19 protein-coding genes are annotated in these 17,975 nt (G+C 41.1%); 8 read left to right on the top strand and 11 right to left on the bottom strand.

Going from position 1 to position 17,975, the window contains the following annotated elements:
- Window positions 1-96: 96 nt before the first annotated feature.
- The 3 genes from RMY64_RS24115 to RMY64_RS24105 form a co-directional block, all read right to left on the bottom strand.
- Window positions 97-552, bottom strand: a complete 456-nt coding sequence (locus RMY64_RS24115; protein ID WP_322701328.1) for an NUDIX hydrolase — start codon at window positions 550-552, stop codon at window positions 97-99.
- 8 nt (window positions 553-560) lie between these two features.
- Window positions 561-1,013 (bottom strand): DUF3531 family protein, encoded by a 453-nt coding sequence (locus RMY64_RS24110; RefSeq protein WP_322701327.1) that lies wholly within the window; start codon window positions 1,011-1,013, stop codon window positions 561-563.
- 127 nt (window positions 1,014-1,140) lie between these two features.
- Window positions 1,141-2,073 (bottom strand): Sll0314/Alr1548 family TPR repeat-containing protein, encoded by a 933-nt coding sequence (locus RMY64_RS24105; RefSeq protein ID WP_322673315.1) that lies wholly within the window; start codon window positions 2,071-2,073, stop codon window positions 1,141-1,143.
- Between the two features lie 308 nt (window positions 2,074-2,381).
- Here RMY64_RS24105 and RMY64_RS24100 point away from each other — a divergent pair, with 308 nt between their 5' ends.
- The gene (locus tag RMY64_RS24100; RefSeq protein WP_322673314.1) at window positions 2,382-3,056 is read left to right on the top strand and encodes an energy-coupling factor ABC transporter ATP-binding protein; all 675 of its coding nucleotides are present in this window, start codon (window positions 2,382-2,384) and stop codon (window positions 3,054-3,056) included.
- A 112-nt stretch (window positions 3,057-3,168) separates the two neighbouring features.
- Window positions 3,169-3,903 (top strand): 16S rRNA (guanine(527)-N(7))-methyltransferase RsmG, encoded by a 735-nt coding sequence (rsmG, locus tag RMY64_RS24095; protein ID WP_322701326.1) that lies wholly within the window; start codon window positions 3,169-3,171, stop codon window positions 3,901-3,903.
- Window positions 3,904-3,925: 22 nt separating this feature from the next.
- Here rsmG and RMY64_RS24090 read toward each other — a convergent pair whose 3' ends face one another.
- The 4 genes from RMY64_RS24090 to RMY64_RS24075 all read right to left on the bottom strand — a co-directional run bounded on the left by RMY64_RS24090 (window position 3,926) and on the right by RMY64_RS24075 (window position 7,307).
- Window positions 3,926-4,807: an FG-GAP-like repeat-containing protein gene (locus RMY64_RS24090; RefSeq protein ID WP_322701325.1), complete on the bottom strand. Its 882-nt coding sequence runs from the start codon at window positions 4,805-4,807 to the stop codon at window positions 3,926-3,928.
- A gap of 370 nt (window positions 4,808-5,177) precedes the next feature.
- On the bottom strand, window positions 5,178-5,957 hold the full coding sequence (locus RMY64_RS24085) for a superoxide dismutase (RefSeq protein WP_322701324.1): 780 nt from the start codon (window positions 5,955-5,957) through the stop codon (window positions 5,178-5,180).
- A 320-nt stretch (window positions 5,958-6,277) separates the two neighbouring features.
- Window positions 6,278-6,619 (bottom strand): hypothetical protein, encoded by a 342-nt coding sequence (locus tag RMY64_RS24080; protein ID WP_322701323.1) that lies wholly within the window; start codon window positions 6,617-6,619, stop codon window positions 6,278-6,280.
- A gap of 64 nt (window positions 6,620-6,683) precedes the next feature.
- Window positions 6,684-7,307 (bottom strand): Uma2 family endonuclease, encoded by a 624-nt coding sequence (locus RMY64_RS24075; RefSeq protein WP_322701322.1) that lies wholly within the window; start codon window positions 7,305-7,307, stop codon window positions 6,684-6,686.
- Between the two features lie 161 nt (window positions 7,308-7,468).
- Between RMY64_RS24075 and RMY64_RS24070 the strand changes: the two genes are divergently transcribed.
- Entirely contained in the window at window positions 7,469-7,699 is a 231-nt protein-coding gene (locus RMY64_RS24070) for a hypothetical protein (RefSeq protein WP_322701321.1), read from the top strand.
- Here the strand turns inward: RMY64_RS24070 and RMY64_RS24065 are convergent.
- Window positions 7,654-8,757, bottom strand: a complete 1,104-nt coding sequence (locus RMY64_RS24065) for an ABC transporter ATP-binding protein (RefSeq protein ID WP_322701320.1) — start codon at window positions 8,755-8,757, stop codon at window positions 7,654-7,656. The genes RMY64_RS24070 and RMY64_RS24065 overlap by 46 nt on opposite strands.
- A 121-nt stretch (window positions 8,758-8,878) precedes the next feature.
- Window positions 8,879-9,598, bottom strand: a complete 720-nt coding sequence (locus tag RMY64_RS24060; protein WP_322701319.1) for a GUN4 domain-containing protein — start codon at window positions 9,596-9,598, stop codon at window positions 8,879-8,881.
- Window positions 9,599-9,872: 274 nt separating this feature from the next.
- On the opposite strand from RMY64_RS24060, the gene RMY64_RS24055 reads away from it, so the two are divergent.
- Window positions 9,873-11,294 carry an NADP-dependent isocitrate dehydrogenase gene (locus tag RMY64_RS24055; RefSeq protein WP_322685390.1) on the top strand — a complete coding sequence of 474 codons (1,422 nt, stop codon included), beginning with the start codon at window positions 9,873-9,875 and terminating at the stop codon, window positions 11,292-11,294.
- 804 nt (window positions 11,295-12,098) lie between these two features.
- Here the strand turns inward: RMY64_RS24055 and mtnA are convergent.
- Together mtnA and RMY64_RS24045 are read right to left on the bottom strand one after the other, a co-directional pair.
- Entirely contained in the window at window positions 12,099-13,178 is a 1,080-nt protein-coding gene (gene mtnA / locus RMY64_RS24050) for an S-methyl-5-thioribose-1-phosphate isomerase (protein WP_322701318.1), read from the bottom strand.
- 387 nt (window positions 13,179-13,565) lie between these two features.
- Window positions 13,566-14,750, bottom strand: coding sequence for an NAD(P)H-quinone oxidoreductase subunit H (locus tag RMY64_RS24045; RefSeq protein WP_194041009.1), 1,185 nt, complete (start codon window positions 14,748-14,750; stop codon window positions 13,566-13,568).
- Between the two features lie 451 nt (window positions 14,751-15,201).
- Between RMY64_RS24045 and RMY64_RS24040 the strand changes: the two genes are divergently transcribed.
- The 4 genes from RMY64_RS24040 to RMY64_RS24025 all read left to right on the top strand — a co-directional run bounded on the left by RMY64_RS24040 (window position 15,202) and on the right by RMY64_RS24025 (window position 17,764).
- Window positions 15,202-15,555: a hypothetical protein gene (locus RMY64_RS24040; protein WP_322701317.1), complete on the top strand. Its 354-nt coding sequence runs from the start codon at window positions 15,202-15,204 to the stop codon at window positions 15,553-15,555.
- A 229-nt stretch (window positions 15,556-15,784) separates the two neighbouring features.
- Complete coding sequence (rsmH, locus tag RMY64_RS24035) at window positions 15,785-16,681, top strand: 16S rRNA (cytosine(1402)-N(4))-methyltransferase RsmH (RefSeq protein WP_322701316.1); 897 nt, start codon at window positions 15,785-15,787, stop codon at window positions 16,679-16,681.
- Between the two features lie 75 nt (window positions 16,682-16,756).
- A complete protein-coding gene (locus RMY64_RS24030) occupies window positions 16,757-17,410 on the top strand; it encodes a MotA/TolQ/ExbB proton channel family protein (protein ID WP_322701315.1) in 654 nt (217 codons plus the stop codon).
- 147 nt (window positions 17,411-17,557) lie between these two features.
- A complete protein-coding gene (locus tag RMY64_RS24025) occupies window positions 17,558-17,764 on the top strand; it encodes a glycogen debranching protein (protein ID WP_194046500.1) in 207 nt (68 codons plus the stop codon).
- Window positions 17,765-17,975 lie beyond the last annotated feature (211 nt).

Genomic DNA, 17,975 nt, shown 5'->3' with positions numbered 1-17,975 from the left:
CTGGATAATTTCAGTTATTTACTACTTGCTTATGTCGGAAAGTGACAGAAGAGGGGTAATTAACAGCTAAGTAATCTTAGTAAAGTTCCATATTCTTTATAAATAGTCAAAAAATACTTCGGGTACTAATCTGAATTCTCCAGATTTCAAGCGAGAGATATCTATCCATAATGCTCTATGTTTATGATGTGGCGATTCTGAAAAAATTAAACTTTCCAGTTGATAAAATTTGGAATCAACAAAGTCACATTGATAAAGCTGAATAATTTCATGACCTTGCCTACCATTAAATGTAAACAGGTTCTCTATACAACCTAAATATTTAATATTCGTTAATTCTGCCTGAATTTCCTCTTGAAATTCCCGTTTTAAGGCGGCGTGGCTGGTTTCACCAAAATCCACACCACCGCCTAAAGCACGATAAAATGTTTCTTGTTTTACGGGATCGTAGCCTTCAGAAACAAAAATGCGTTCGCCCTTGGCGTTGGCGGAGCCATCGCCATTCCGAATTAACCCCAAGGCTATTACCCGAATTTCACCTGCTTTATTCATTTTGGTAACTAATTATCATAAATAGACTGAGGACGACTTTCGCTATCCTCAATAGGCCAATCTGGATTTTCACCACCGATGTACAATTCTTCAATGGTGACATATTCCTGACTTAGCTGGGTGAGAGCGTTGATTAAAATATCCAATGCGATCGCATCACTGGTTCCTAAGTCAAACCAACAACGCCCCCACTGACCCTCATATTCAAACTCACCCATGTTGTGCATCAGTGCTAGCAAGCTTTTGTCATACCCTTGTGCATCATAATTCATGTAGCTGATATCGAGTCCAGTATCCTGCACTTGGAGATTTTCTGCATTAAATGCACCCAATTTACCTAAATAAAACCAGGAATTGAAGACTTCTTCTACATACTGCTTTTCACGCGCAGAAGGATTTGTGCTGAATTTCAGCCAAATCCACATATCAAAAGGATTAATTTCGCGGAACTGAATCTCCATTTTGGTCTAATATCTCAAGTACTCTTCTGCGAATAAGCATATCAAAGTAGGGAATGGGGCATGGGACATAGGGAATAGAGAATAAAACTTAATCGCCAATGCCCAATGCCCAATGCCCAATGCCCAATTATCCAGGATTCTTAAGGCTAACAGCACTATTGCGTTCGCGCTCAATTTGTTTGACTAAATCGCCTGGGAGTTGGGATTTTTTAGTCAATGCTTTGTCAAAATTAGCGATCGCTTCCTGGATCATCTGCTGACTTTTTTCTCTTTGCCCCAGTCGCTTCAGTATTTGGGCTTTAAGATAATAAATTTCTGGATTATCAGATGTCGTTTTGATCGCCCGGTTGACATACTCTAGCGCCTGTGGATACCGTTTTAAATCCCGGTAAGCAAGAGCAATACCCCGATCCACTAAATACTCAGGAGCAGCATTTTTTTCTAAGCGTCCAATTGCCTGATCTGGACTAGCAAAAGGCAAATTAACCGCCAATAATAAATCCATATAACCCTTGATTAAATTCAGTTCTGGATCGTTGGCAGAAATTGCTTCGGCTTTGTCTAAATATTCATAAACTTGCCGCAGCCGACTAAAAGCTTGGGGTACACCATTGACAGTACCTTCACGGGTGATAACTACTGCACCTTCTAAAAAATGACCAACAGCAGTGTATAAATTACCACGCAATGGATCGCTAGCAATCAGTTTTTTTCCAGTTTCTAGAGTTTTCTGACTATAGGTGTCAAGTTTAGCCCAATCCTTATTTCCGTATGCTAAAGATGCGCTCATGGCATAAGCTAGAGGTTCATTTGGCTCTTTGGATAGTGCTTGTTCTAGATAACGCTGTGCTGCTGGATAATTGCCCTGTTGGAAAATCGCTTTAAAAGCGGCTTCTGTTTGGTCGCCAATTTGATGAGGTTCGCTATTGCGAAAGGGATCGCCAGCCAGAGAGGGATTTACCCAGACATTAAGTGCGAAAGCAGCTGCAAAAGCAGTCTGAGCAAAGGTAATGAGTTGAGCAGACACTACTAATTGAGGCAAAGAAAACCTTTTAGTCATTTTAACCCTCAGAATAATTGCGGTTGAAATAGTTGTATGTGTTACTTAGAATGCAAAAATGGTTAATTTCAACTTGCCTTTGCTTCAACCAAAATTTTCTTATATATTGGTAATCTTTCCATGTTTGCAGGCTTGCTCTAGCCATTATTTCAGGCTTAGTCTGCCACAATGGAGAAAAAGTGGATAATTCTTGCTGCTAAATTAAGGTGTTAATCCAGGTAATACGCTGTAAATTTTTTTCTAGAATTTTCCAGACACTTTCAGTGTAGCTAATTAGTAATTTGCTGACTTTTTGGTAATCTTAACAAATGCTTTATCTCCGAAATGTAAATTATCATCCCACAGCGTGCCCAACAGCGATTCTCAAATCGATCAATTTAGAATTAGCACCCCAGCAGCTAGGTTTGATTATTGGCCCGAGTGGTTCCGGTAAAAGTACCTTACTAGAAATTTTGTCTGGACTAGCCGAACCCACTACTGGCGCTCTCTTCTGGCGGGAACAAGAACTTATAGCCGAACAGTTACAACAATTAGCCGGGTTAGTATTTCAGTTTCCAGAGCGGCACTTTTGCGGTGGTTCGATTTTAGAAGAATTGCGTTTAGGACATCCTGAGTTAGGGTCAGAAAGAGTCAGACAGGCGCTGAGTGAAGTGGGATTAGAGCATTTATCGCTTTCTGCTGCCCCTTATGCTTTGAGTGGTGGTCAGCAACGACGTTTAGCTTTGGCAGTCCAATTAATTCGCCAGCCAAATTTACTGTTATTAGATGAACCCACAGCTGGTTTAGATTGGTCAATGCGTCGGCAATTGATAAATTTATTAGCGAAACTGAAACAAGATTGGACGTTGTTAATTGTGACACACGATGCTGGGGATCTGTTAGCGATCGCAGACCGTTGCTGGACACTCAACCACGGCGAACTAGAATCAGTAGACCCAAAGTCACTAGAATCCAAAGTTAAAGAACCTCTACCAACGGTGTGAGAAAAAAGCAGGGGGAAAAGGGGACAAGGGGACAAGGGGACAAGGAGACAAGGGGACAAAGAGAAAAACTATGTCCCATGTCTCATACCAAATGACAAATGACAAATGACAAATGACAAACCTATTGCCTGAGATGGCAGAAATCTGGCAGAAAACTCTCAATTGGCAACCAACTCTTCAACAACAAGCGCAATTTCAAAAGCTTTATGAGTTAATTCTAGAAGGTAATCGCCAACAAAATTTAACTCGGATCGTTGAACCTCAAGAGTTTTGGGAAAAACATCTCTGGGATTCTCTGCGAGGAATTGCACCTCTGTTATCAGCAAATTTCTCTCCTGCTTCCCCTACGATCGTCGATATTGGTACAGGTGCAGGTTTTCCAGGTATTCCAGTGACAATTACTGTACCTAATTGCCCAATTACTCTTCTCGATTCCACTCGGAAAAAAATTACTTTTCTCGACAATATATTAACTGAACTTGCCCTTACCAATGCCAAAACTCTTGTTGGTAGGGCTGAAGAAATCGGTCAGCACCGCCAACATCGACTAGCTTATGATATTGCATTGATCCGTGCTGTAGGGGCAGCCTCTGTCTGTGCAGAATATACCCTACCACTGCTAAAACAGGGAGGTTTAGCCATAATTTATCGCGGTAATTGGACAGAGGATGAAACAGCTGCTTTAAAGAATGCTGTGAAGCAGTTGGGTGGTGTAATTGAATCAATCGAACAATTTACAACACCGTTAAGCCACAGCATCCGCCACTGTGTGTATTTGCGTAAGGTAGCTACCACTCCAGCTAATTTTCCTCGTGCTGTAGGTGTACCTACTCAAAAACCTCTTTGAGTAAGAGTGCGAGAAAAAGAGCCTAATTCCCAAAAATATACCAAGTGCCATTACTCGGTCGCCAAACTGCGAAGTCATTCCTAATAGAGAAATCATAATTGCCAGGGGCAGGAATATCACCACCAACGCCCCATTGTCTAGTAATTGCTAGACCTGTAGAACTGTTAATTACATACCAAGTACCATCACTTGGTCGCCAGACTGCAAAATCAGTTTTACCATCATTATCGTATTTGCCAGGGGCGGGAACATCACCACCGACGCCCCATTGTCTAGTAATTGCTGCACCTGTAGAACTGTTAATCACATACCAAGTGCCATTACTCGGTCGCCAGACTGCATAATCAGTTTTGCGATCGCTATCATAATCGCCGGGAACAGGAATATCGCCACCAACGCCCCATTGTCTAGTAACTGCTACACCTGTAGAACTGTTAATTACATACCAAGTACCATTACTCGGTCGCCAGACTGCAAAATCAGTTTTACCATCATTATCGTATCTCCCAGGTGCAGGAACATCACCACCAACGCCCCATTGTCTAGTAACTGCTACACCTGTAGAACTGTTAATCACATACCAAGTGCCATTACTCGGTCGCCAGACTGCATAATCAGTTTTGCGATCGCTATCATAATCGCCGGGAACAGGAATATCGCCACCAACGCCCCATTGTCTAGTAACTGCTACACCTGTAGAACTATTAATGACATACCAAGTGCCATTACTCGGTCGCCAGACTGCATAATCAGTTCTACCATCATTATCATAATCGCCAGGAACGGGAATATCGCCACCTACACCCCATTGTCTAGTAACTTCAGCTTGTGCTTTAAAATTTACAATTCCAAGAAGCAATGGAACAGTTAAAGCAACCGTTAATAATTTGCAACCAATCTTCATGAGAACATCCTCCTTATAATCAAATTTAAATTCGACATTTAAAGAAAGGTTCTAAATTTCATGTATTGTGATGATTAAATCCGAAATTGCAATTCTTATATAATTTTTTCAACATAAATATAGCACTATACAGGTAAGATTAATTACAAGATTTGTTGAGATATATTCTTATTTTTAACGTAAAATCAAGCTATATTAAATCTCAAAAAATAAAAAAAATACCTGCAATAATTGAAGAAAACTAATTATTAAAGAAAATCATTTTCAAAAGATGAATAATGATTAGATGATCGCATCAAAAAACTGGCAACAGAAAGAATATTCTGTCGCCAATTTTTAAGCGTCTGTGACTCTAAATTGTTGTCTGGTTTCAGGCAAATTTACTTGCTGCCGCAAACCGCTTGTTAATCTCATCCCAATTAACCACGTTCCACCAAGCATCTAAGTAATCAGCGCGGCGATTTTGGTAATTGAGATAATATGCATGTTCCCATACATCGTTACCCAGGATGGGATATTTACCTGCACTTAAGGGAGTATCTTGGTTAGCTGTAGTTGTTACTTCCAACTTGCCACCTTTGTTACGCACTAGCCAAACCCAACCACTACCAAAACGGCCAGCACCAGCTTCATTAAACTGTTTTTTGAAAGCTGCAAAAGAACCAAAATTTTGATTAATTGCGGAGGCGATATTTCCTGTTGGTTCTCCCCCACCTTTTGGCTTCATAATTTGCCAGAACATTGAGTGGTTGACATGACCGCCGCCATTATTACGTACTGTTTTGCGAACATCTTGTGGTACACTGTCAAGTTTTTGCAACAGTTCTTCAACAGTTTTACCTTTGAGTTCTGGATGTTTTTCTAAAGCTGCATTCAGGTTTTTCACATAAGTTGCGTGATGTTTATCGTGGTGAAATTGCATCGTTTTGGCATCGATGTGCGGTTCCAGTGCTTCGTAGGCGTAAGGTAAAGGTGGTAGTTGGATAGTACCTGGTTTATTTGGTGTTGTATTTGCTATTGTGTTTGGTGTTGTTTCAGGAATTGCAGTGTTTCTCTCAGGAGATTTCTCTGCCAATGCACAAGCATCTAATGCAAAAGCACCGGCACCTGATGTCAGTAAAAACAAGAAATGGCGTCGATTAATAGTCATATAAGTTTTTGCAGCTAATCCATGAAGTCTCTATTGCAGTTTTTATTTTCTTAGATTCTGGCTACAAAAAATTGTTAATTGTGATTATTTATGGCAGTTTAAGAAACTATTTACAAGACTTGTAATATTAAGTACTAACATTCAAAACGTTATGTATTTTTACTTAAACTATCTTTTTGCAACTAATCATAGGTTCGCACCCAACCACCAAAAAACAAACTCTATCGTCACAAGAGACGCTACGGGGTGTTAAGGGAATTGTGGGGTATTGGGTAGTTAATCGAGGTCGTCAGGCATTTCACCCACATTATACTTTCTTCTTATTTTTTTCCTCGCTTAAAATCAAATATAGGCTGATCAAGTCCTGGGGGTAAGTGTAAATGAAACATATACTTATCTATGTTAGTAGGATCGGACGGGTCAACAGTACGCTTAGTCCCGTATCCCCATACACGTTTTATGTATTTACCGAAGAATGCTCGCGATCCTTCCCGTCCGGTTCCGATATTCCTTTTCTCATTATCAAATTCATTGAGCGTTGCTCCTTTCGTGAGCAGGGTGACAATTATATATATTTGACTATTTTCTTTAGCAATAGGTTTAATTTCCTCCTTAGATTTAGGAGCAACATCGGCGTATTTATCAACGTTTTTAGTTGTCATTTTATTAATTCTTAGTTGTTTGGTGTTTTGTATTTTTGGTTAAATGTCGGGAAATACCTGTTTATCAATAACGTGCTGAAAAAATTTGTTCAACAGTTAGATTTAAATCTGGAAATGTTGGAGATTTTATACGGTCGTCTCCTCTAAACTGTTTACCACGATATTCACCCTCATCACTTAAAGAGTAAATTGTGATTGTTGGTTGTTTGGGGTCGCCTATCAATTCCTTGCTACCCAAAGCCGCATAATCCACAATCCAATATTCTTGAATACCCATTTCTTCATAGTCAGCAAACTTTTTATGATAATCATCTCTCCAGTTAGTACTGACCACTTCAATCACTAATGGAATTGAAGCTGGTTTACTAAGGATAGATTGTTTCTCCCATAATGGTTCATTACCCAAGTTAGAAAAATTCATTAATAAAACATCAGGATAGTACCCTGACATTTTATTTTCTGGCTTCACTGTTGCGGTTTTAGGTATACCGTAATTAAGTTTAAGACGAAAACACTCATACCCTAACATCATTGTTAAAAATGCTACTATTTGCTCGTGTTTGCCTGATGGTGGCGGCATTTGAATAATATCTCCATCGTGTAATTCATAACGAATGTTTTCCGGTTGTGTTTCTAAAAACTCTAAATATTCATCAAATGTAAATAGTTTTTGTAGTGATTGAATCATTATTTCATCCTGATTATGGATATAAACACTTCACACTGCTGTAACCTGAAAATTAACAGTTAACGGGGTGTAGCGGTCAAAGGTGAAAGTAAATCGGCATGGGCCAGCCAAGGTTCTTACTCAGCAAGAGATACAGCAAATTTTCGCTATCGGGTTAACAAATGACCGCGATCGCACGACGCAGGGGCAAAGTCAGAGTTATGGTCAAAAATTGGATTAACGGCGGTGTGATGATGATTCTGGATGCGATCGCTAACCTATCCCTCGCCACGAATTACAGCGATTGCCCCTACACTCCGTCACAGCGATCGCGCACAAAACAATTATATTTTACACTCCGAAGCGCTTATAGTATTCTGTCCCCAGTTTTGGGATCAAATACAAACAAGTGATTTAAATCAAGTTGTAGAGAAAGGCGATCGCCTGGACGAAGACGCACATCAGAGCCTACTTGAATATTCAGCATCACCGCCGAACCGGGTAAACCAGCACGAATCAAAGTTTCTCTTCCCAAAGGTTCCACAACTTTAACTTCAACCGATAATAATCCTGAGTTTTGAGTACTGTGTTCTGAGTCAGTATCAGTGTTTATTTTTATATGCTCTGGACGAATTCCCAAATCAAAACTGTGTCCTTGACGCGACTGTAATTTTCCTTTCACAACTGCTGGGATTGCTAATAACTGTCCGCTCACATCGAAACCATTATTTTCATAGATCGCAGGCAAAATATTCATTGGCGGACTGCCTAAAAAATTTGCCACCATCTGATTAGCAGGATTTGCATAAATCGTTTGGGGATCGCCAATTTGTTGAATTCGTCCGCGATTTAGCACGACAATTTTATCGGCCAAAGTCATCGCTTCAACTTGATCGTGGGTGACGTAAATAGTTGTAATCCCTAATTCTTGATGTAGTTGTTTCAATTCTGCCCTGGTATCATCGCGCAATTGGGCATCTAAATTAGATAAAGGTTCATCAAGTAAAAAGACTTGGGGTTCACGAGCGATCGCTCTCCCTAATGCTACCCGTTGTTGCTGTCCCCCAGAAAGTTGTTTGGGCTTACGATCCAGCAAATGATCCAGAGAAAGCGATCGCGCCACATTGATCACGCGTTCTTGAATAATTTTTCGGTCAACTTTCCGCATTTGCAAGCCAAAGGCGATGTTTTGGGCCACACTCATGTGAGGATAGAGAGCGTAGTTTTGGAACACCATTGCTACATCCCGTTGTCTGGCTGGGATATTATTCACCAAGCGATCGCCAATATAGAGTTTGCCAGATGTAGCGGTTTCTAAACCGGCGATCGTTCGTAAAATTGTAGACTTACCACAACCCGATGGTCCAACTAAAACCCAAAACTCGCCATCAGGAATTTCAAAGGTAATGTCCTCGATCGCGGTGACGTTATTGAATCTACGTTTAATATCTTCTAGACGAACGTTTGCCATTATCTGATGAAAGTTAATAGTTAGGAGTTAGGAGTTAGGAGTTAGGAATTTTAAGTTTTGAGTTTAGAGTTTTGAGTTTTAAATTAAAAACCTCTTTAACTCATAACTAATAATTTTTAACTCATAACTGCATCCAAGCTGGGTGAGAGAGTAAAGAAGCAAATACTCGTACTCCTCGGAGTTGATTAGAGAGGGGTAAGTGACCTTTAGGCGCACTCAAATCCCAGGTAAACTCGTTAGGGTATCGCGTCCAGTTATTACCTGCTTTCCAGCCAATTTTTGGCCAGAAATTCTCCCAATTTTTACCCAAACTTAACCAAATTTCTCGCTGCACTGAAAAACCAAATTTACCTTCCGAGTGGACTAACCAGAGGTTGTTAATGGTTTGCAAGTCAACAGCCGAGATATTTTCTACCTCAGTAAAGTACAACCATTTTCGTTGTACAGCCGTTGGCCCTGATAGTTCGCACATTTTTTCGATGGTAACGCGATCGGCTGCTTGGAAGTCTTGAGTAGCTAATAGCTGTTGCAAAGAATTGTAGTTAATCCCGCACTCTGATTTTAGAGGTACAATTCCTTCAGGAAAACAGGAGCGCAAAAATTCTTTGGCTTGAGGTGCATCAGAACTGTAAAGGACTTGGTAAGCTTTGCCATCAATCCAAGTCGCTGGGTTCTCACGCCGTTTCAGTAAAAATTCCATCAACACGTCTAATCCCTCATTACCCAACTCAGCTAATTGTGGGATTATCTGCTGTTGGACTTTTTCAGACCCAGCGATTAACGGTTGTCGGAGGGAGTCGATGTCATTTGCAGGGCCTGATAAAATCATTGGGTCTGTCATGCCATTCTTGTGTTAACGGTCAGTGAAAGAGCGGTAAGCTATCGGGCATTCTTTAAAGTGAAGTACTGATAGCGAAAAGTAGTTTACTATTTTTGATCGTACAAAATTGCGATCGCTTCACTGAATCCCACACTTAATCCCCAAATAATGTACAAGGGGAATAGGGGGAAAATCTGTGCCTTATGGCTTGGCGAACAAAAGACATAGCAAAATATACAAGCCTGCCACATAAGGTTTTTTGAATAGCAGCGTATCGATTAGGAGTGTGTGAACGATGTACGAAAAGATTACCCCCCCCGCAACCGGAGCAAAAATTACCTTTAAAAATGGTGAACCAATTGTACCGGACAATCCAATTATCCCCTTTATTCGTGGCGACGGCACAGGTATAGACATCTGGCCTGCTACCCAAAAAGTGTTAGATGCGGCGGTAGCCAAAGCATATAAGGGTCAACGTCAAATTAGCTGGTTCAAAGTTTACGCTGGCGACGAAGCTTGCGATTTATACGGGACTTATCAGTATTTGCCTCAAGACACTTTGACGGCAATTGAAGAATATGGTGTAGCTATTAAAGGGCCTTTGACTACTCCTGTTGGGGGGGGAATTCGTTCTTTAAATGTAGCGCTGCGGCAAATTTTTGACTTATATGCTTGCGTGCGTCCTTGTCGTTACTATGCAGGTACACCCTCACCCCACAAAAACCCTGAAAAGCTGGATGTAATTGTTTATCGGGAGAATACGGAAGATATTTATTTAGGCATTGAGTGGCGACAAGGTAGCGAAATCGGCGATCGCTTAATTAAAATTCTCAATGAAGAACTAATCCCCGCTACCCCAGAACATGGGAAAAAACGCATTCCTCTTGATTCTGGAATTGGCATCAAACCGATCAGCAAAACTGGTTCTCAGCGTCTAGTCAGACGTGCCATCAAACACGCTTTGCTATTGCCCAAACACAAGCAACAAGTGACTCTGGTGCATAAGGGCAACATTATGAAGTACACCGAAGGCGCTTTCCGCGATTGGGGTTATGAACTAGCAACCAGCGAATTTCGCCAAGAAACTGTCACCGAACGAGAATCTTGGATTTTGAGTAACAAGGAGAAAAATCCGAATATTTCCTTGGAAGAAAACGCCCGCGAGATCGATCCTGGGTTTGATAGTCTCACTGAAGAGAAGAAAGCGCAAATTGTCAAGGAAGTTGAAACTGTTCTTAACTCAATTTGGGCAACCCACGGCGATGGCAAATGGAAAGAGAAAGTTTTGGTGAATGACCGGATTGCTGATAGTATTTTTCAACAAATCCAAACCAGACCAGATGAGTATTCGATTTTGGCGACGATGAACTTGAACGGCGATTATTTGTCTGATGCGGCTGCTGCGATTGTTGGGGGATTGGGAATGGGGCCAGGGGCAAATATTGGTGATTCTAGTGCCATATTTGAAGCTACCCACGGTACTGCACCCAAACACGCCGGCTTAGATCGGATTAATCCTGGTTCAGTGATTTTGTCTGGTGTGATGATGCTGGAATTTTTGGGTTGGCAAGAAGCCGCAGACCTAATTAAGAAAGGTTTAAGCGATGCGATCGCAAGTAGTCAAGTGACTTACGATTTAGCCCGGTTGCTGGAACCGCCAGTTGAACCCTTAAAATGTTCTGAATTTGCCGAGGCAATTATTCAACATTTTGGTTAATTCTATTAGGGCTAAGTCGAATTACCCCACCCTAACCCTCCCCTTTACAAGGGGAGGGAACTGGATCTCTTGTTTCCCGCCTTCTAAAACGGAGAGAACTGGATCTCTTGTTTCCCCCCTTTGCAAGGGGGGATTAAGGGGGGTAATTTAACTTGTGCATACAACCCTAGCTTTTTTAAGAGTGGTTAGGGGAGATCGACAAATATTTAATACTCCTCAGACATCCTCTAATAAATCAACCATTTTAAAAAAGCGAAATGGCATTTTATTTGCAAAAAACACCAAAATCAAAAAGCAAACTGGGGTTTGAGTAAGTCAAATGGCATTTTGAGAAAGTCAAAGCTTCGTTTGCTTGCGGAAAACACCAAAATGACTAAGCAAAAGCTTCTTTTGAGAAAGTCAAAGCTTCTTTTGCTTGCGGAAAACACCAAAATGAGTAAGCAAAAGCTTCTTTTACTTGCGGAAAACACCAAAATGAGTAAGTAAAAGCTTGTTTTGAGAAAGCAAAAGCTTCTTTTACTTGCGGAAAACACCAAAATGAGTAAGCAAACTGGGGTTTGAGTAAGTCAAAGCTTATTTTGAGAAAGTAATTGCGGATTTTACTTATTGAATTTAGTCCAAATATGAAGTTTAGATAAAATTATTGAAAAAATTGCTGATAAATTTTGATCCGTCAGATTTTAAAGTAGTCAAAAACAAAGTCCCCGGCTTTTCTAAAAAGTCGGAGATTTTTTTGGGGCAATCCCTTATAAAGTTTCCCTTATTCGGATTTAGAGTTATCGAGAACTCGGCGTAAGTTCTCCATTAATTCGGATTTAACCCAATCGGTACTTGCTTTACCTGTGATTTTGCTAATTTATCAGGTGCGATCGCTCCATTCTCTGTAATGATGGCTGTAATCAACTCAGCTGGAGTCACATCAAAAGCTGGGTTGTAAAAATCTACACCCGCAGGTGTGAGAATGGTATCGCCAACTTGATAGATTTCTGTTGGTTCGCGTTCTTCAATGGGAATTTGGCTGCCATCAGCTAATTCAAAATCAACGGTGGAAAGGGGTGCAGCTACAAAGAAGGGGATATTATGTGCTTTAGCTGCGATCGCTACACTGTATGTACCAATTTTATTAGCAGTGTCACCATTAGCAGCAATGCGATCGGCACCCACAACTACAGCATGAATCAAACCTTGTTTCATGCAATGGGCTGCCATATTATCAGTAATTAATGTAACTGGAATACCTTCTTGCACGCATTCCCAAGTGGTGAGTTTTGCGCCTTGCAAACGAGGACGGGTTTCGTCGGCAAATAAACGTTCTAAACGTCCTTCCCTCCAAGCAGAACGTACAACACCCAAAGCTGTGCCATATCCGGCTGTAGCTAATGCCCCAGCATTGCAGTGAGTAAGCAACCTTAGCTTTTCTGGAGTATTGGGCAAGACTGCCAAACCATTGTCGCCGATCGCCTGACAGGTTTGTAAATCTTCAGCGTTGATTGCTTGGGCTGTTTGGAAAAGGGTTTGCTTGATTTCTTCTACAGTTCCCAGCGTTTCGTAGGCGGCTTTCAGCATCCGGCTAATTGCCCAAAATAAATTTACCGCCGTCGGACGAGTAGAACGCAACAACTGGGCTACTTTATCTAAGTGTTGCAAAAATTCGGTGCGATCGCTTGTTTTAATTTCCCTTGCACCAAGATACATTCCATAAGCCGCAGCTACACCAATTGCAGGCGCACCTCGCACAATCATAGTTTTAATCGCCCGCGCCATATCTTCACTGCGGTGAATTTCTACAAATGTATATTCATTGGGTAAGCGAGTTTGGTCAATTAGTGACACTGAGTCGTTGTGCCAAATAACGGGATAAACCTGGTTTGTCGAAGGTGTCATAGAAAAAGGTCGTTAGTAAAGGGTCAATATTTTTTACTTTAATGCACCCTGATGATTTCATTCTTAAACTGATTAAACGTTCTGAGTATTGGATTTAAAAGCTTTGAAAATTTTAGAGTCAGATGCTCTGATGAAATTGGTATTTTATTTATTAGTTTGGTATATAGCGTTTCCCGACCTGCTGAGGTACTGAGTAAATCACTAATAAAATTAGGTAAGCCTCTGCGTACCTTTGCGTTTGACTCTGCGCTCCTCTGCGTTTAAAAACATTATTTCTCTACCTCACGTAACTAGGAATTGCGATAGTCAAATCCTGAAGAATCAAAAAAATAGAGCAGTTGCACTGTAATACAACTGCTCTAAAAATTACTGAGATAGATATTTACTCTACCTATCTACAGACCCCATAATTACGTCAACACTACCGAGAATCACCACAATATCTGCAACCTTCATCCCGCGTAGTAAATGTGGCACAATCTGGAGATTGTTAAAATCTGCGGCGCGAATCTTCCATCGTGCAGGGAAGACATTATCATCGCCAACCAAATAAATTCCCAATTCACCTTTACCACTTTCTACACGGGCGTAGATTTCACCCTTGGGCATCTTGAAAGTGGGGGAAACTTTTTTACCGATGAATTGGTAATCAAATGCGTCCCACTCGGATTTTTTACCTGCGGCTAAACGCTTGGCTTCCAGATTTTCGTAAGGGCCGCCAGGAAGTCCTTTAATTGCTTGGCGAATAATCTTCACAGATTCGCGCATTTCCCGCATCCGCACTACATAACGGGCAAAGCAATCACCGGCGGTTTCCCACTGCACATCCCAGTCGAAATCGTCGTAGCATTCGTAATGGTCAACTTTTCGTAAATCCCATTGCACGCCAGAAGCGCGTAACATTGGCCCAGAAAGTCCCCAGTTAATTGCTTCTTCTCGCGTGATAGTCCCGATACCCTCAACACGTCGCCGGAAGATGGGGTTATCGGTTACTAAACGTTCGTACTCATCAACTTTAGGTAATAAGTAGTCGCAAAATTCCAGACATTTATCTACCCAACCGTAAGGTAAATCAGCCGCCACTCCACCAACACGGAAGTAGTTGTTATTTACCATTCGATAACCTGTGGCAGCTTCCCACAAATCATAAATCATCTCCCGTTCGCGGAATTGATAAAAGAAGGGAGTTTGAGCGCCTACGTCAGCGAGGAAGGGGCCAAACCACAGCAAATGGTTAGCGATACGGTTCAACTCCAGCATAATGACGCGGATGTAGCTAGCGCGTTTGGGAACAGCGACACCTGCAAGTTTTTCTGGGGCGTTAACAGTGACGGCTTCGTTGAACATTCCCGCCGCGTAGTCCCACCGACTAACGTAGGGGACGTACATTACATTAGTGCGGTTCTCGGCAATTTTTTCCATTCCTCGGTGCAAATAGCCGATGACTGGTTCACAGTCAACAACATCCTCGCCATCCAGAGTCATGATTAGCCGCAGAACCCCGTGCATTGAGGGGTGGTGTGGCCCCATGTTTAGCACCATTGGTTCAGTGCGGGTTTCTAGTCTGGTCATAGATTTTGTGTTCTCCGTTCGTGAAAATATTGAATTCAACCGCCTAGATGCCAACCACAGCCGATTTATCTAGTCTGCCAAAATGAGGTTTGTAGGGGCAATCTATATAAATTTGACTCTACAGGGTTATGTTGGAGAGAGGATAGCAGCGAAGGTGTTGTAATTGATGTTTCATTTCGTTGCACCTCTTCAATTATTATAGGGAAGCTTGATATGCAAGGGATTGAGGCACAGGTTTTTTTTCATGTAATCTCTTTTTGCATTTAAAATCCTGATGTTGTTAAATCCTGTTCAACCTTGTATAAGTTCGTGTCTAAGCAGAATGGTACATATACAGCCGATGGCTATTTATATTTATACACAGAATCACTTGCAGTACTGAGGATGTGATTAAAGTATTATCAGTAAAATTTATAGTTTAAAAAAGCTTAAATTATTTAGGGGTTGTTAGATGCACGATAAAAACCATAAAAGTATACATGAAGAAGTACACTCAACAATAACTTGGCTAAATGAAAGAATAAATGCTCTTAATGAGCGTTTACAGGAAAGTATTTTGGAAGGAACCACTGAAGATTTAGTAGATGCTGATGATAATGTAGCGAGGAAGGAGATAATCGGAAAAAATTTAATAAAGTATATTGAAATCAAAAATGAAATTGAATTTTGTAATGAATTGAAGAAGCAACTGTTAAAGGATGAGGAAGACTTCATCAAGGCTCAAGGGAAACCTGTTGTCTTTAGTGAGCCACTTTTAAACTCGGATTTAAATAGTATTCCTGACTCAAGACTTTGGGAGGATTAAGTAAGATTTTGCGTAGTGTCAGGGCAGAAGGGGGTGCTTTTCACACTATCAGCCCTGTTACATTATAACAGCCCTAAATCCTGAATATCCCTACTTTATTTTCTCTGTGTTCTCTGCGCCTCTGTGGTTCGTTAAAAAATCGAATTCTTACAAATCAGATAATTAAATTTCTAACAGCAAGATTAAGAAATTAGTCAATCCCATTTATTTATCAAAAATAAAATTAAAGATGAAATCAGATTTACAAACACCGCTAGATTTAGAAGAACTGGCTTTTTCTCATATTTCCGTTTTGGGACGGGAGGTAATTGAGGGTTTGGCGGTGCGTCCAGGTGAACATTATTTAGATGTGACTGTAGGCGGTGGTGGTCACAGTCGCCTAATCTTAGAAGCTGCGCCAAATGTGCGGGTAACGGCAATTGACCAAGATGAGGATGCTTTAGCAGCAGCGAGGAAAGAATTAGCAGAGTTTGGCGATCGCATACAATTTATTCATCGCAATTTTGCTGACTACGAATTTCCCCCCAACACTTTCGATGGTATTTTAGCTGATTTGGGGGTAAGTTCTTACCATTTAGATCGAGCAGAAAGGGGTTTCAGCTTCCGCCAAGCTGCAAATTTGGATATGCGAATGGATCGGGGGCGATCGCTAACTGCTGCCAATGTAATTAATAATTGGGATGAAGCGGAATTAGCTGATATTTTCTTTAAGTACGGTGAGGAAAGATTATCGCGGCGCATTGCGAGACGCATTGTCGAACGCCGACCGTTGCACACGACTACAGAATTAGCTGAGGCGATCGCTTCTTCAGTTCCCCCCAAATACCGTTATGGGAGAATTCACCCTGCTACCCGTGTTTTTCAAGCTCTGCGAATTGTCGTCAACGATGAGTTAAAATCCCTAGAAACCTTTTTAGATAAAGCCCCAAATGCCCTTGTCCCTGGCGGTAGAATTGCGATTATCAGTTTCCACAGTTTAGAAGACCGTCCGGTAAAGCATGGTTTGAGAAATTCACCTTTGTTAAAAGTCTTGACAAAAAAGCCAATTATTGCACAAGAAGAGGAAATTAGTCAGAATCCGCGATCGCGATCGGCCAAACTGAGAATAGCCCAAAAGCTGCTGTGACTACAACGCAGCGTTAAAATACTCCATCTCAACGATCTGCTAATGTAGCGTTGTTGAAGAGTTAAAAAATAATAAATGGAAATTAGTAATCTGTTTGCAGCAGGTGGCGTGGTCATGTGGCCTCTGCTGGCATTCTCTTTGTTAGGGGTAGCGCTGATTATCGAACGTATCATTTTTTGGGTAAAGATAAATAATCGGCAAAACAAGGTGGTGCGAGAGGTGCTACACCTTTATCGCCTTGATAATGTCGTTAGTGCTTTAGATAAATTGCACAAAAATACTGATTTACCCCTGGCTCGAATTTTTTTAGCAGCTTTAGAATTAGAAGAGCCGACACCAGACGAATTTCGTTTGGCATTAGAAAGTGAAGCACAAGCCGAAATCCCTTTACTCAAGCGCTCCCAAAATATTTTTGAGACAATTATTGGTCTTGCGCCTTTGTTAGGACTTCTCGGCACTGTATTGGGATTAATTAACTCTTTTGCTTCTCTGAATATCGGAGATGTGGGAGGTAGTAAAACAACAGGTGTGACAGCTGGAATTAGTGAAGCTTTAGTATCTACAGCATCAGGGTTGGTAGTGGCAATCTTTACACTATTATTTGCCAATACCTTCCGAGGACTCTACCAGCGCCAGATTGCTTGGATTCAAGAATATGGCGGACAGTTAGAATTACTCTACCGTCGTCGCTACGAAAGAGGAGATAAATCATATCCGCCAAATAAATGAAGCAAAACTGGGTAATTGTAAATTAGCAATCAGTAATTGGGATTAATTCACTATTTGTTACTGAATTTTGCTCTAAAAGTTTTGACTCTAATAGTATTCTAAAATGACGAATAGCTTTGTTCGCTACAGTTATTGAGGAAATATTCCATGACTATTTGGGTAAATGAGCAAATCGATCCGTCTGGGATGATTCATGCCTGTATTGCCACTCGTAATGAATCTCAAGCCAAAGATTGCCATGATTCATTTCAGAATAATTTGACTGAGAGGCAAAAGGCAGCAGGTTGGGTGGCACGATTGCGGACAGTCGATTCTTGGGATGAAGTGCCGGTGAATTCTTTAAAACTCAATTAATTGAGTGTTATAGAAATTAGGCTGCATAGCTGAAGTATTTTCTGGCAGACATAATTACTTTTGTTATTTTCTGCTTACTTCAACCTGCTTTGCTTTTTTGGGATTTCGAGCGAACATATTTCATCTACGTAGGCGTAGCCCGCACTTCGGCAAGCTCAGTGACCACCATAGGCATCGCTTGTCTAACACACGCTGCATCTCTGCTAATACC

The organism is Nostoc sp. DedQUE08, from assembly GCF_034530895.1.
In the GTDB taxonomy this organism is placed as follows: domain Bacteria; phylum Cyanobacteriota; class Cyanobacteriia; order Cyanobacteriales; family Nostocaceae; genus Nostoc.
This window is presented reverse-complemented; position numbering and strand designations above follow the sequence as displayed.